Source organism: Paraburkholderia phenoliruptrix (genome assembly GCF_019511605.1).
Classification (GTDB): domain Bacteria; phylum Pseudomonadota; class Gammaproteobacteria; order Burkholderiales; family Burkholderiaceae; genus Paraburkholderia; species Paraburkholderia phenoliruptrix_A.
Map to the genome: position 1 here is coordinate 633,778 of NZ_JAEUAV010000001.1, position 13,745 is coordinate 647,522.

Consider the following 13,745-nt stretch of genomic DNA (forward strand, 5'->3'; position numbering starts at 1 on the left):
AGGTCTGTCAGGCTGCGTCGAGCCGTACGATCACGGCGGAGAGGTTGTCACGGGCGCGGCGCGCCAGCGAAAGCGCGAACAGGCGGTCCACCAGTTGCTGCGGAGAGTGCGGATGGCGGCATGCGTCGGCCAGTTCACCGTCGCTCAGTTCCTTGTTGATGCCGTCCGAACAGAGCAGAAACAGCATGCCGGGACGGCTGCCGGCCACCGCCCAGTCGACGAACAACTCGTCTTCGACGCCGACCGCGCGTGTCAGCACCCCCGCCCCCGCTGCCGGCGCGCGCGTGCCGAACTGCGTAATGTCGGGTGGCTGACCGTGCACGTGATCGCGCGTGAGCTGAACCAGCGTGCCGTTTTCGTGCACATAGACACGGCTGTCGCCAACCCAGCCGCACAGCACGAACGTTGGGGCGTGGACCAGCAGCGCGAGCGTCGAGCCGATTACGTCGACCTGCCGCGCAGCGGCTGCCGCGCGCAGCTCGGCGTTGACCTGCTGCAACGTATCCTCGATGGCCGCAATGAAGTCGTTCACGTCGGCGCCGCGGGTCAGCGCACCCAGGCGCTCGACGATCAGCGTGCTCGCGTAGTCGCCTGCCGCGTGGCCGCCAAGTCCATCGGCGACGACCCACAGCCCGAGGTCGTCGCGCACCAGGATCGCGTCCTCGTTACGGCGGCGCACGTTGCCCGTTTCGGTGTGGCCGGCTGAGCGGCAGATCGTCGTCATGCGCTGATCTCCACGATCGCGAGCGGCCATTGCGACGGCGGCGCGCGAAGCCCGGCCACGCTCGCCAGATACGCGCGCGCGTCGTCGCAGGTCGGCAGCGCGAGCGCTGTTGCGAGACTCTCGCGCGCGAGCCGCGTGAGTTGGCGTGTGGCGAGCAGAAGCAGACGGTCGCCGCGCTGCAGTGAAAGCGCGGCTTCGTCGCAGCCGGGATCGTCGCCGGTGCCGATGCCGGGCATCTCGAGCCACGCGTCGCCGAACAGCAGATCGTCGAGCTCGCCGCCCGCGCCGGCCGCGCGCTCGACGAACGGCGTGAGCAAATGGCCCGCTCGCCAGTGCCACGCCGCCGCCGCGCCGACGCGCAGCACCCTGGCGGATGCGCCCTCGAAACAGACGAGGACAGCGGCGCCGTTCTCGGTCACGGCCGCACGCGGTTCGGGGTTCGGGTCGAGGTTCGGGTAGCGGCTTGAGTCACGACTCGAGTCACGACTCGAGTCGCGGTTCGGGTCGTGGCTTGAGTCACGGCTCAGGTCGCGGCTTGATTCGTGGCTCGGGTCGCGACTCGACTCGCGCAGCCGCGCATGCAGCGACATCAGCCCGGCCCTGAGCGTTCGTGGGTCCGGCGCGTTGTGCAGTACCGTCTCGCGAATGCAGCGCGCGGCCACGCGGCGTGGATCAGGCGGGCCCTCGTCGGCGCTCACGAGCAATATGTTGCCGTTGTGGAGCCACAGCGTCGCGCTGCCTGCCGCGGCGGTGCGCGGAACGAGACCCGCACTGTCTGACGCGGGCGAGGTTGAAGCTCCGCTTGCCAGGGCCGAGGGTGTGGCTGCCGGTGTGGCGTCGCTTGCATGAATGCCCGGCGGGCCGGATGCGTCTGTCGCGGCCAGGTCACAAGGATCGTCAATGAACGCGAGTCGCTCGTGCGCTTGGTACTGTTGAGGCTGTCCGTGCTGCTCTTGCAGTTCATTCAATTCGTGCAGCCCGTATGCGTGCTGATCCGGCACGCGCGCGGGCCCGAGCAGCGCCGCATAATCGCGCGGCAATCCGCGCGTCGCCAGCAATCGCGCCGCGCCCGCGGTCCACCACAGGCACCACGGACCCGGCTTCATGCAAAGCTGACGCCATGCCTCGCTCAGAATCAGTCCCGCGCATGCGCTGTCCGATATCCCGAGTTCCCATTGCCCGCTGTCCCACGGCAATTCACGCCAGAGCGCCGACGCGTCGCGCGCGTCGCTCAATGGCCGGGGCAGCGCCACGACGCGCGCGTCGAATGTCTCGACGCTGACGGCCTCGCCCTGAGCGCTGCGGTACACCCGTTCGAGCGCATCGAACCAGCCGGGATTGCCGAACAGCCGCGTGACATCGCCGGAACAGGGCGCCGCCAGCACGGTCGGGAAAGCGCGGCCGACACGGTCCACGGCCGGACCGGCGAGACCGCACCACGAGCCGTTGCCGCACACCTGTGGCGGCAGCACGAAGCGCCATGCCGGGGCGTGCTGCCAGGCAGCCGCCCATCGCTCGCCGGTCTCGCGCCGCCCGATTTCCACCGCGCGCTGGAAATGACGATCCCATGCGTCGACGAAGTCCGCCGGCAGCCTGCGCCGCACGAAGTCGCCCGCGCCGGGCAGCTTGCCGTAGAAGCCGACCGCGCCGCTCATCGCGGGCACCTGAAGCGCCGCACTTCATTGTTATCGAACGGATTGCGCAGGCTCGCCGGCTGGATCGGCAGCCTGAGCGCGTGGCCGTCGAAATCGAAGCTCGCCACATAGCGAAGATCGCCCTGCTTTTGCAGGCGAGCGGCGTCGAGCGCATGGAAGAACGCCCATTCGCCATCGAGACGCAACGGCGTACCCAGCGGACGGCCCGCCACGTCGAAAGCGCTGACCGACACGTGGCCCGGCTGCGGGCCCGGCCATGCCATTGTCACGCTCGACACCCCGTTAGCCGAATAGTCGTATTTCTGCCCGTCGATCTCGATCACGGCCCGCGCGATAGGCGGCTCGAACTGCGGTGCGAGCAGCGTGAAGCCAACCCGGGGCTGGGCACCGTTCGGAAAGAACATCTGACGGATGTCGTCCGCGGCCTGCGCGCCTGCCAGTACCGATTGCGGTCCCGGCGGCGCGCCCGGTTTCCAGCGCCATGCACGGCTGCCGGTATCGACTCGCTGCGCAAGCGTCGATTTGAAGAAGCTGTCGAATCTGCCGCCGTTGCCAAACAGTTCGGCAAAGTTCTGCAACGGAATGTCCGACCCGCCGCCCGGTGCAAACGGATAGCGTCCGTCGACGAAGTTGGCGCAGTCGCTGCCCGCCGCCGCGCGGAACTGGTCGGCAAGCGCCGCGCTGCTGCCGCTTGCAACCAGATCGGCGCTCTTGCCGGTGAGCCCCTGAATCAGCGCGGCCACTTGCGGCGGCAGTTGCCCCGCTTCCTGGCGCGCGGCGAGCAGCGCCGGGCTATTCTGCGCGGCGGGGTCGCTCAGGTCGTTCATGGTCAGCAGGGTTTTGCCGAGCTGATCGAGGACGGTCAGGCTGTGGTCGAGCGGCGTCGCGCCGCTCGTGCCCGCGCCGAGCTGATTGATCTGCGCGAAGTGTTCTTCTATGGCGGCGCCCGGCTGCCGCGAACCGGCCGCATTCGCATCGCCCGCCTTCAGCGTCACACCGGCGGGCAGCGGCGCGCCGGCATTGCGCAGTTCGCCCGCGAGCCGCGTGTTCAGCGCGCGCTTCGCCGCGATGTTTTCGCCGGCAAGCCTCGCCTGCGAGGCCAGCGCATCGGCGCCCGCCGCGCCGCCGCCTGCCGGCGCGCGCAACATGTCGCTCGTATTATCGCGAACCAGATTGAGCAGCGCCTTGAGCGGCGAACTCGGTCCGGACAGTTTCGCGGCCATCGTGCTCGCGTCCTGAATGCTCGTGACAGGCTGCAACTGCAGATCGGCGAGCAACGCATCCCAGCTTGCGATGTAGTCCTGTTCGTAAAGCGTCAGCACCTGTTGTTCGTAACGCGAGCGGGCCAGCGGATCGACGCGCCCGCTGTCGAACACCCAGTAGTCCTTCACGAAGCGATCGACGGATTGGTCCAGCCCGCCGCTCACCTCCGACTGAAAATACGGCCGCGTGAAGAGAACCGGCAAAGGTTCGGAGAGCGGCGTCCCGCTCTTGCGACGGAACACGTTGCCGAGCAAGCCGAGCGACTGGTCGAGCCGCACCGGCGAGACCCCCGAGCGCCCGGCGTCCAGTCGCACACTGCCGTAGATCAGCGTGGCGACGTCCGCTGTCTTCAGTGTCGAGCGCGCCTGAGCGATCAGTGCGGGATCGAGCGGCAGCGCGCGCGGTTTCTGCGCGTCGCCGAGCCGGGCCGAGAAGTGCCTGTCGAGCGCGGTGCGAATCGCCGGGTCCTGCGGGAACAGCCGCTGCCACTCGACGCGGGCAAGCGCGGCCAGTTCGTCCGCGTCGAGATGCTGCGGCTCGCCGAGCATCAGGTAGCCCTTCAGATCGTCGTAGAGCGCTTGCGGGTTGCTGGCGTTTTCGCCGAGACCTTCGCGAAACCGCAGATCCACGCCGGGCAGCAAGGTGCCGTCGAGTTCGCGCAGATACGCGCTGTGCGCCTGCGCATAAAGCGCGTTGCCCTGATACAGACCGAAGCGCATCGACCACGGCACGTGGGCGCGGTACTGGCCCGCGGCGTCCTGCGTTGCGGCGATCACCTCGAGCCGCGCGAGCGCCCGCGCGAAGTACGACCTGATGTCGGGTACGCCGGCAAGCGTCGCGGCGTCGGGCAGGTCCTTCAGCGCGCTCTGGATTTCGGCGACGAATGCGCGGTTGCGTGCATAGCTGGTCGCGAATCCCGCGACCAGCACGAGGGTCACGACGACAAGGCCCGCATACGCGGCCGCCTGCATGAACAGCTTCTGCCGCTCGAAGCGCGGATTCGTGCCCGCAAGACCGGACTCGCGAAACAGCACGTCCTTCAGCAGGCGCTCGACGAAGTAGGTGTGCCGCTGCCCGGCGCCTGCCTGCACTCGCGCGGCGTCCACGCCGAAAGTGCGCGCGACCGCTCCGAGCACCCGGTCGATCGGCGCACCTTCCTGGGTGCCGGAGCTCAGGTAAGCCCCGCGCAGCATCGGCGGCGTGCCGTACTCGTGACGCCCGAACGCGGCCTCGACGAACTGCCTAGCGATGTCGCGAAACGCACCCAGTTGCTGCGGAAAGCTCAGCACCGCCGCACGCCGGCCACGATCGCGCTCGCCATGCAGGCGCTCGATCAGACGCGTGTTGAGACGGTTGAGCAGCAGGTCGTATTCATCGGCGAAACGACTGCACGCGCTGCCGTCGAGGCTCGCGTCGAGAGGAAACGTCATGCCCCACACCTGGCTGCGCAACTGGGCGCCGAGATCGTCGAAGAACTCGCCGAAGCCCGCCACCAGGTCGCATTTGGTGAACACGAGATACACGGGCACTGCCACCTTCAGGTGCTGCGCAAGCTCGTCCAGACGCCGGCGCACGGCGCGCGCGTGCTGTTCGCGCGCGGCGTCGTCGAAGCCGAGCAGGTCGGACACGCTCATCGTCACGATCACGCCGTTCAGCGGCCGCCGCCTGCGATAGCGGCGCAGCAGCGCGAGAAACGACTGCCATGCCGCCGCATCCGCTTGCGCATCGGAATCCTGAGTCGTGTAGCGGCCCGCGGTATCGAGAAACACAGCCTCGTCGGTGAACCACCAGTCGCAGTTGCGTGTTCCGCCGATGCCGCGCAACGCGTCCTTGCCGAAGCGCTCGGACAACGGAAACTCGAGCCCGGAGTTTTGCAGCAGCGTGCTCTTGCCCGAGCCGGGCGGCCCGATCACGACGTACCACGGCAACGCGTACAGGTTGCGGCCGTTACGGCGTGTCGTGCGCAGCGTGTGAATCGCTTCACGAAAGCGTTGCAGCAGTTGCGCGCGCTCCTCGCTGGCGGGCTCCGCGGCGGCGATCCGCGTCTCCTGTCCCGCCAGGTCGCCCGAGAGCCGCGCGGTCTTGCGCTGCGCTCTCCAGTGCATAACCTGCAAGGCGATCATCCACGCGAGCACCACCGCGAGAATCAATGCGACCCGCGCCGCCGGGCTCGCGAGCGGTTCGCGCTCGCCAATGCCCACGTAAGGGCCGCCGAGCCAGATCAGCGCCGCAATCAGCAGCACGGCCAGCGCGTGCGTGAACCACCGGGACTTGACCCAGGTTTTCAGCGTGTTCATGGGTTCAGTTCTCCGGGATAAACAGAATTTCCACGCGACGGTTGCGCGCCCGGTTGGCCGGCAGGTCGGCCGGCGTCGCGACCGGCTGCGACGAACCGGCACCGTTTGCCTCCAGCCGGCGCGGATCGTCGAGTCCTTGTGCGAGCACCGCGAGCGTGTTCTGCGCGCGCGCCGTCGAGAGCGCGAAGTTGTCCTTGAATCTGAGCGAGTGCACCGGTTGATCGTCGGTATGGCCCACCACGATCACGCGCCCGCGCACCTGGTTGAGCGCCGAGGCCACGCGACGCAGCAGCGGAATTTCGTCGGGGGCAAGGTCTGCTCCGCCTGAGGGAAACAGCGCGCCTGCTGCAAGGCGTATCGTGTCGCGCCCGTCGGCCTGCTCGTCGACGGTCAGTGCGCCGGATTGTTCAAGCGGCGCAAGCAGCGCCTTCAGGCTGTTGCGCGCCGGCTTCGGTGCGGCGGCATTGCCAGGCGGCGGCGCGCTGTTGGGACCGATCGCGGCAAGCTGTGCGCCGACCGGCTCCGCGAGCGCATTGAGGCGCGTGAAGAAATACAGGAACGCGCCAATCACGATGACCGCCGACGCGATAGCCGCGATCCACAGCGGCACGTGACGCATGACCGGATTGCGGCGGTCGTCGACGCCGCGCCAGTGCGGCGCCAGTTCGGCAGCGGGCGCTTCGCGCAAGCCGCGAATCCGGCGATACAGATCGTCCTGAATGTCGGCAAGACGGCCGAGCCCGCCCGGCTCCACCAGATAACGTCCGCCGAAACCGAGCGCGAGGCAGATGTACATCATCTCGATCAGATCGAGATGCCGCGAAAAGTCCACGCTCAGCCGCTCGAGAATCTGGAAGAACTTGGCGCCGCCGTAGGCCTCGCCGTGAAACGTCACGAGCAGCGTCTTTTGCGCCCAGCCGCTGAGGTCACCCCACGGCGCATTGTTCACGGCTTCGTCGAGCATGGTGCACAGCACGTAGCGCGCGGCCACGACGGTTTGCGTGTTGACACCGGCGTCCTGCGCGTGACGCTCGAAGCTGTGCACATGAGCGACGGCCTGCTCGCGCAGCCGCGCGACGTCGGCGGGCGCCGCCACGCTGTGCCGCAACTGCACGCTAAGGAGCAGCAGCGGATTGGCGGCGCGCACGAGCGGATTGACGACGCCGCTCATCAGTTCGGCCAGTTCGATGCGCGGCGCGGCAGAAGCTGGTTCGTGGGCGCGCGCAGGCGCGTGCCGCGGCATGATTAGGGTGGCGTCGTCGGCGCCCGCTCGAGGCTGCGGGCGGATGACCGTGGCGTCGATGCGCCCGGCCTGCTGATCGTTGCGATTGGCGGTGCTCATGCGCGAACCGCCCACAGTTGAAGATCGAGACCGGGAAAGCCGCTGCCGAAATGCATGGCGATGCCGCCGGAGGTCTTCAGCATGCGCCACATCGGCGAACCGCGGTCGCACTCGAAATATACGAAGCCGGACGTATAGGGCAACTGGCGCGGCGCAACCGGCATCGACGAAACGCCGATGCCCGGCAGTTGCAGATTGACGAGATCGCGAATTCGCTCGACGGGGCCGATTTTCGATTGCGTGGGCAACTGCCTGCGCATGTCTTCGGCCTTCATGTCGGCTCGCGCGGCGAGCACGAAGCTCGCCGTGTCGAGCAGCGTCGAATCGGGCACCACGCCGACCCAGACGCCGTACTTGCGTTGTTGCAGTGGAATAGCCACCGCGCTCTGTTCGAGCACGGCGCTCAGCGCGATCCTCAATGCGTCGATCACCGGCTCGAAGCTCTCCCGCAGCAGTTCGTGCCGGTACGCGGGAAAGCTCTGTGCGCGCTTGGCGGGCGCAGTGAAGGTGGCCAGTTCGCCGGCCAGCTCGAGCAGCAACTGGTACAGCGCTTCGGGATGCAACAGCGGCGCTTCGGCCAGATGCGCCACGAGCGGCTGATAACGGTTGATGACCTGAAGCATCAGGAAGTCGGCGATCTCCGCGGCACCGCCCCGATCCGTTTGCGTCACGCGAATCGCGAGCGCTTCGCCGCGCTGGTGAAGCAGGCCGAGCAGTTCCGACAGGAACGTCACGAGGCGCTCGGCGGCCTGCGTCTGCAACGCGCTCGGCATGAAACCGTCGTCGAGCGTCACGCGCCGGTCTGCCCGGCATTCGATCACGCGGGCAAGCGGAATCCGCATCAGTCCCTCGGCGGGCTGCGACTGCGGCATGAGCCGCGTGCTCATGCCCGCGACTTCGAGCACGGTGAGCCCTTCCATGCTGCCGGACGCGTCGTGGACTTCCGTTTCGCGAACGCGATAGCGCAATAGCTGATCGGCGCTGCCCGCGCCGCTCCAGCCGCTGTCGGGCCGCGTCGACGAGCGCAGCGGCAGGCTCAGATGAACGACTTGATCCCGCCAGTTCGGATCGATGTCGAGCGGCGCGGGCAACGGGTCGTCGCCCGGCATCGAGAACGGCGTGCCGTCGGGGAACACGCCCCGCGCGCGCTTGATGCCGAGCTTGCCTATCGCGAGCAGGTCGGGTTCGAGTTCGAGCTCCTGGAAGCCCCAGCCATGCGGGCGCAGCGCGCCCGCGCGCAGTTCCACGTAGCGCTCGAAATAGCGCTCCTGCTGCTGCATGTGCTGCGGCCTGAGGAACAGGCCTTCGCTCCATATGACTTTGTTGCTGTGGGTCATGGTGTCGGTTCGATCAAGAGTTCTCGTTGCGCCGCCCGGCTTTGGACGGTGTGCTGACGCGTGGCCGCGCTCACGCTGGCGGGTCGTCGGTGGCGCGGGCCTTGAGGTGCGCGAGCTGCTGCTCGTAGGCCCGCGCGAATTCGTCGCCGAACAGGCGCCGAAAGCATTCGTCGGGGTCTCGGGTGAGCGCGTCGAACTGCTCCTTGTAGCGCTCCCAGTGACGCGGCCGCCCACCGAGAGGCAAGCGTCGCGCGCGGCCTTCCGACTCTTCGATCCGCGCGGGATCGAACTGGGCCAGCATCGACTGGAACGCCGAGCGCACGCCGGCGAGCATTGCCATCTGATGATTGCGGATGTCGGCGGCGGCGTCGTTGAGCGCCGCGTTGCCGGACAGGAAGCCGCCGTCCGGCGGCGCGAACAGCCTTCGGACCGCTTCCTGCGCGGTCGGCGCGAACTTGAGCGGGTTGTTCTCCGAACGCTGGATCAGCGTTGCGGGTAGCCGGAAGCGGTTCTTCAGTTCGGCGCGGGCGCGCAGCACGTCCATCATCGCGTCCACCGCGATGTGGAGCATGTCGGTCAATTGCTGCGACTGGGCGTCGGCGGATGCCGGCGGGAGCGCGCTGGTTGTTGCGGGGCCTGCAGTGGCCGACTGGGGTGACGGTGGTGATACTGGTTGGGCTGGTGAGGCCGCTGAGGCCGCTGAGGCCGGTGAGGCTGCTGAGGCTGCTGAGGCTGCTGAGGCTGCTGAGGCTGCTGAGGCCGCTGAGGCGCCTAAGGCACGCGACGTTGGTAACGCAGGTGACGTTGCAAACGCCTGCGTCACCGGCGCCGCTGCCACCGGGTCGATTGGCGAAACCGCTGCGCCGGTCGCAACGGATGAGACCGGCGCGACGGCGGAATCCGGAAGATCTGCGCTAGCCCGCGGCGAATGCTGCAAATCCACCGGCTGCGGCGAGTCCGGCGTCTGCGACGGGTCTGTCGAGATTCCAGCGATACGCTCGCCAGCGCCCGGCTCCGGTTGCGCCCCGGAACGTGGTTCCACCTTGCTTGCGGTTGCGTCCCAATCGTCGGGCAACAGCGGGCCGCTGGCTCGCGGCTGCTCCACTTGCGGCGGACGGAACCGGTCCGCGACCGCTGGCATGTGGTTCCATTCCGGCGCCGGCGCCGCCGGAGCCGGGGATGCGGCCTCGGCAAAATACGATGGCGGTGCGTCGAAGAGCGCGAGCGGATCGAGGCTTGAGCCGCCCGCAGCGGCGTCGGCCGCACCGGGAATCAGACCTTCGGCAAAGCCTGCGCCGCCAGACATGCCGACGCCTCGGGACGGCAGCAGCACGCTCAGATCGAGCGGCTCGGCGTTGTGCGCGCGCTCCGCTGCCACATCGGCGGCGGGCGACGGTACCGCCAATGGCGCGGGCGCCGGCGCTTTGCGAACCTCCTTCGATACGTCGCGCGAGCTATGGTCCTGTTCCACCGTCTCGCCGCGAACACGCACGGCGATGTCGAAGGTATCTATCTGCAACCGGTCACCGTCTTTCAGCGCCGCTGGATCGCCCCTTTGCAAAGCGACGCCATTGAGCAGCATGCCGTTGGTGCTGCGGTCCTCGACGAAATAGAGGCCGTTCAGGTAGCGCACCAGAGCATGCAGCCGCGATACACCTTCGGTGCCGAGTACCCAGTCGCAGTCTTCCGAGCGGCCGATGCTGCCGTCGCGACAATCGAACACGTGTTCGCGCCGGCCGCCGAGGCGCTCGCCCCGTTCGCCCTGCACCGAAAGAACCAGACTGTGCGCCGTGCTCATTGCGTCGCTCCGCTCATACCGTTAGGAATGCCGAGCAGTCCCAGCGCGTCGCGCACGAACGCTGTGCGGCGCGCGTCGATCTGCGCCGGGACCAGCGCGGCCATGTAAGTGACGGCCGCCGTTGCCGCAATCGCGCTCAGGTGTTCGGGCGGCGGCGTAGGCTGCTCGTTTCGAGGATTCAGGTTGCCGCCGGTCCAGCCGGCCGACGCGCACGCCCATGCGCCGATGCTCCGGTAGCGGTGCTCGCTGGCGAACAATGCGGCGGCGGCGCGCTGCGCTTCGCCCGGCGCGCGCACCCATGCTTCGGCGAGAGCGACACCTTCGCGGTCGTGCGCGCCGAGGGCCTCGCGGCTCGCACACTGGCATACCCACGCAACCGTGTAGCGATGCGGCAGGAGGCGCGCGAGCAGGCTCAGCGCGTCGGCGGCCAGTCCGTCGTCGAGCAGCGTCTGAACGGCGACGCGCGGCGTCATGCCCGGTTCCAGGCGGGCGTTTGCCGGCGCGGAAAGCCGCATCTGCCGGGCAGCGTCGAAAAGCGTGGTCATAGCGGCAGGATCATCGGCGCCGCGCCGCCAAGTATTGCGCTGGCCGTGCCGATCAGTTGCAGGTTGGTGGACTGCACGAGGCAGTTGGCCTCGGACAGGATTTCCATCGCGGCAATCGAACTGATGTTCAGATTCGCTTTGGAGTTGAGTTCCATCGCGAGGCCCGATGTCATTGCCACGTTGAGTTCGCCGTTCACCGTGACGTTGGTGCCCTCGATCGCAATCTCGCCGGTGCTGTTCAGCGTGATGCTCGCGAGCCCGGTCACGAGCCTGATCTGCTTGCCGGCCGTGAGCGTGTAGTTGCGCGCCACCTCAACGTCGTGGTCATGCTCCGATTCCTCGCGCAAATTTTTCTGCGCATGAATCAGCACCTCTTCGCTGCCCTTCTTGTCCTCAAAGCGGATTTCGTTGTAGTCCTCGGCGGAGCCGTTGTGGCTGCGGCTTCTCACGCCGCTTTGCGTGCGGTTTTCGGGCAGGCTGTACGGCGGCATGTTGTCCGCGTTATAGACGCTGCCGATAATCAGCGGCCGGTCCGGGTTGCCGTCGAGAAAGCTGACCACCACCTCCTGTCCGACGCGCGGAATAAACTGCGCGCCCCAGCGCTTGCCCGCCCACATCTGCGCGACGCGCACCGGGCAAGAATTCTGGGCGTTCGGCTTGGCCGGGCGGTTCCAGAAGAACGTGACCTGCACCCGGCCATACTTGTCGACGGCGATATCTTCCGGCGTGTTGCCTTCGACCACCGCGGTCTGCAAGCCGGCAATCACGGGGCGCGGCGTGAGCGGCATGGTGCGAAACGGCTGACGGCTGCGAATCGCCCTGAACGCGCAGTGAAACGGCCCCTCGTCCTCGTCCGCGCCGCCGCCCGTCACATAGTCCGGCTCGACGAGCCGCATCTCGGTTTCGATCACGAGATACTCCTGATTCGCCTCCGCAAGCGGAAAGTCCTTCAGCCTGAACAACGCACCGGTGGCGAGACCGCACGCGTCGGTGTGCCCGGCGCTCGTCAGCATCGGCACGTTGAGCGCATCGGCGCGCACCTGCGCGTAGCGCTGACCGTCCTGCAGGCGCTGGTCGTGACCCACGTAGTCGTACGAGTAGTCGTAGATGTCGAGACCACTCACGCCGTGGGCATCGTCCTTGTCGGTGACGTCCTCGGTGGCGAGCAGCGACGCTTTTGGTTTCAGATAGTCGTAGTCGTCCAGTTGCACGCGCGTTGCATTTGTCGTGCGCGCGGCGCTCCAGTCGCTGATCGACGCTTTCATGCGTTTGCCGCGTTCAGTGGGCGGCGCATAAGGGATCTGCTCGAAGCCGCCCACAGGTGAATGAGCGCCGAGCGCATCGGCCAGCACCATGGTGTGCACACCGTCCGCATGCGTAAAGAAGTAGTAGATGCCTTCCTGCTCCATCAACCGGCTAATGAAGTCAAAGCTGCTCTCGCGGTATTGCACGCAGTAGTCGCGCGGCGCGTAGCTACCGCTCAGGCTCAGTTTCACGTCTGCATAGCCGGCGTCGGCGAGCACCGACTTGACGATCTGCGGCACGCTCATGCTTCGATAAATGCGACAGTCGCGCCGGCGCGTCGCAAGCCACGGCTTCGGCACGACGCCGAACGTGTAGACGGCGTAACGCACGTTTTCGATGTTCACAAAGCCGCGCTGCTCGCACTCGTTGACCATACCGTTGAAGTACCGCGTATAGCCTTGCGGAGTGACGAGCTTGACTGTCATCGGCGTGCCGAGCAGCGTGCGCAAATCGATCTGCGGGTTCTTGCTGATGGCCTCTATCCGGTATGAAAAAAGACGGCCGAGCGATTCAGTCGCGGTCATGTTCGAGAACAGCAGACTGGCGCCGAGGTTCGAAGCGAGCGTAAATGCGTGAGCCATGGTGATTGACGGAAGCGGGTTGCGTGGAAAGTCCGGTCGGTGCAGCGCGCCGGGTTGTGCATGGCGCGAGCGTCCATGCGTGCTAAAGGTCCACGTCCACGCTGAACCTGGGCAGATTCGCCGCCGATTTCACATTTCTCTCGACCTGCGTTTTGAGCGACGTCTTGAAGTTCTCGCGGATTTCGCCTTTGAAACGCGACACGGAGACCCACTCGTCAAGCATCTCCTTGAGTGCTTCCTTCGTGATCAAGTTTTCTTTTGCGGGCAGCGTCGAATCTTCTATCAGCTTCTTGCGCAGCGTTTCGAGGTTCGCGGCACGTTTGTCCCAGCCGCCGTCGCTCGCTCCACCAATGTGGATCGACTCGGGTCCGACGTCGACCGTCACGCCGCTCTCGTGGATCGCGTCCTGCACACGCTTGCGCCGCACCGTCAGATGGAACTTGCTGACATTGATCTTGAGCGGCGAGGTCTTTTTCAACTGACCGATTTTCAGCGTGGCGTTCACGTGTGCAGAGAGAAACAGGACGTCCTCCGTACCGTCTTCTTCGCTCACTGTCCACGGAATCACGACCGCGTTCGAAATGAGGTTTACGGACTTCGACTTGTTGTCCTTCGCGTCGTCGGGCAGCACGTCCCTGTATGTGAAGCGGGGATTCGATCCGTGCTCGAAGTTCTGGATCAACCTCGTCACGAACTGCACGACATTCCTGTCGCTCAGTGTGGACAGTTCCGCGAATCCATCGTTGCTCTTTCCTGCTGGCATCGCCTTATCTCCCGACGCGATTGGTTCGTCTTTCAAAGAACACAACAGCCGGGACTCGCGATCTATTCCTTCGTCATGAAGTAAAAAAATCGACAAACGCGGCGCACGGCAAGCGGGATAACGCAGTGACGCGCA

At 66.7% G+C, this 13,745-nt stretch carries 9 protein-coding genes; all 9 read right to left on the bottom strand.

Annotation, left to right across the window (positions count from 1 at the left end):
- Positions 1–7 precede the first annotated feature (7 nt).
- The 9 genes from JNB89_RS02720 to JNB89_RS02760 all read right to left on the bottom strand — a co-directional run bounded on the left by JNB89_RS02720 (position 8) and on the right by JNB89_RS02760 (position 13,610).
- Positions 8–724, bottom strand: a complete 717-nt coding sequence (locus JNB89_RS02720) for a PP2C family protein-serine/threonine phosphatase (protein ID WP_220361146.1) — start codon at positions 722–724, stop codon at positions 8–10.
- Entirely contained in the window at positions 721–2,379 is a 1,659-nt protein-coding gene (gene tagF / locus JNB89_RS02725) for a type VI secretion system-associated protein TagF (protein ID WP_220361147.1), read from the bottom strand. The genes JNB89_RS02720 and tagF overlap by 4 nt, the downstream gene beginning before the upstream one ends.
- Positions 2,376–5,939 (bottom strand): type VI secretion system membrane subunit TssM, encoded by a 3,564-nt coding sequence (gene tssM, locus JNB89_RS02730; protein ID WP_220361148.1) that lies wholly within the window; start codon positions 5,937–5,939, stop codon positions 2,376–2,378. The genes tagF and tssM overlap by 4 nt, the downstream gene beginning before the upstream one ends.
- Before the next feature lie 4 nt (positions 5,940–5,943).
- On the bottom strand, positions 5,944–7,281 hold the full coding sequence (gene icmH, locus JNB89_RS02735) for a type IVB secretion system protein IcmH/DotU (RefSeq protein ID WP_220361149.1): 1,338 nt from the start codon (positions 7,279–7,281) through the stop codon (positions 5,944–5,946).
- Positions 7,278–8,618, bottom strand: coding sequence for a type VI secretion system baseplate subunit TssK (gene tssK / locus JNB89_RS02740; protein ID WP_220361150.1), 1,341 nt, complete (start codon positions 8,616–8,618; stop codon positions 7,278–7,280). Before tssK ends, icmH begins: the two co-directional genes overlap by 4 nt.
- 70 nt (positions 8,619–8,688) lie before the next feature.
- Positions 8,689–10,416: a type VI secretion system-associated FHA domain protein TagH gene (tagH, locus tag JNB89_RS02745; RefSeq protein ID WP_220361151.1), complete on the bottom strand. Its 1,728-nt coding sequence runs from the start codon at positions 10,414–10,416 to the stop codon at positions 8,689–8,691.
- Positions 10,413–10,961, bottom strand: a complete 549-nt coding sequence (locus tag JNB89_RS02750; RefSeq protein ID WP_220361152.1) for a DUF6931 family protein — start codon at positions 10,959–10,961, stop codon at positions 10,413–10,415. The genes tagH and JNB89_RS02750 overlap by 4 nt, the downstream gene beginning before the upstream one ends.
- A complete protein-coding gene (gene tssI, locus JNB89_RS02755; protein ID WP_223216674.1) occupies positions 10,958–12,847 on the bottom strand; it encodes a type VI secretion system tip protein TssI/VgrG in 1,890 nt (629 codons plus the stop codon). Before tssI ends, JNB89_RS02750 begins: the two co-directional genes overlap by 4 nt.
- A gap of 82 nt (positions 12,848–12,929) precedes the next feature.
- Positions 12,930–13,610, bottom strand: coding sequence for a hypothetical protein (locus tag JNB89_RS02760; protein WP_220361153.1), 681 nt, complete (start codon positions 13,608–13,610; stop codon positions 12,930–12,932).
- Positions 13,611–13,745: the final 135 nt, after the last annotated feature.

Coding starts and splice junctions, on each gene's coding strand:
- JNB89_RS02720 (WP_220361146.1), bottom strand. CDS start 724: ATGACGACGATCTGCCGCTCAGCCGGCCACACCGAAACGGGCAACGTG.
- tagF (WP_220361147.1), bottom strand. CDS start 2,379: ATGAGCGGCGCGGTCGGCTTCTACGGCAAGCTGCCCGGCGCGGGCGAC.
- tssM (WP_220361148.1), bottom strand. CDS start 5,939: ATGAACACGCTGAAAACCTGGGTCAAGTCCCGGTGGTTCACGCACGCG.
- icmH (WP_220361149.1), bottom strand. CDS start 7,281: ATGAGCACCGCCAATCGCAACGATCAGCAGGCCGGGCGCATCGACGCC.
- tssK (WP_220361150.1), bottom strand. CDS start 8,618: ATGACCCACAGCAACAAAGTCATATGGAGCGAAGGCCTGTTCCTCAGG.
- tagH (WP_220361151.1), bottom strand. CDS start 10,416: ATGAGCACGGCGCACAGTCTGGTTCTTTCGGTGCAGGGCGAACGGGGC.
- JNB89_RS02750 (WP_220361152.1), bottom strand. CDS start 10,961: ATGACCACGCTTTTCGACGCTGCCCGGCAGATGCGGCTTTCCGCGCCG.
- tssI (WP_223216674.1), bottom strand. CDS start 12,847: ATGGCTCACGCATTTACGCTCGCTTCGAACCTCGGCGCCAGTCTGCTG.
- JNB89_RS02760 (WP_220361153.1), bottom strand. CDS start 13,610: ATGCCAGCAGGAAAGAGCAACGATGGATTCGCGGAACTGTCCACACTG.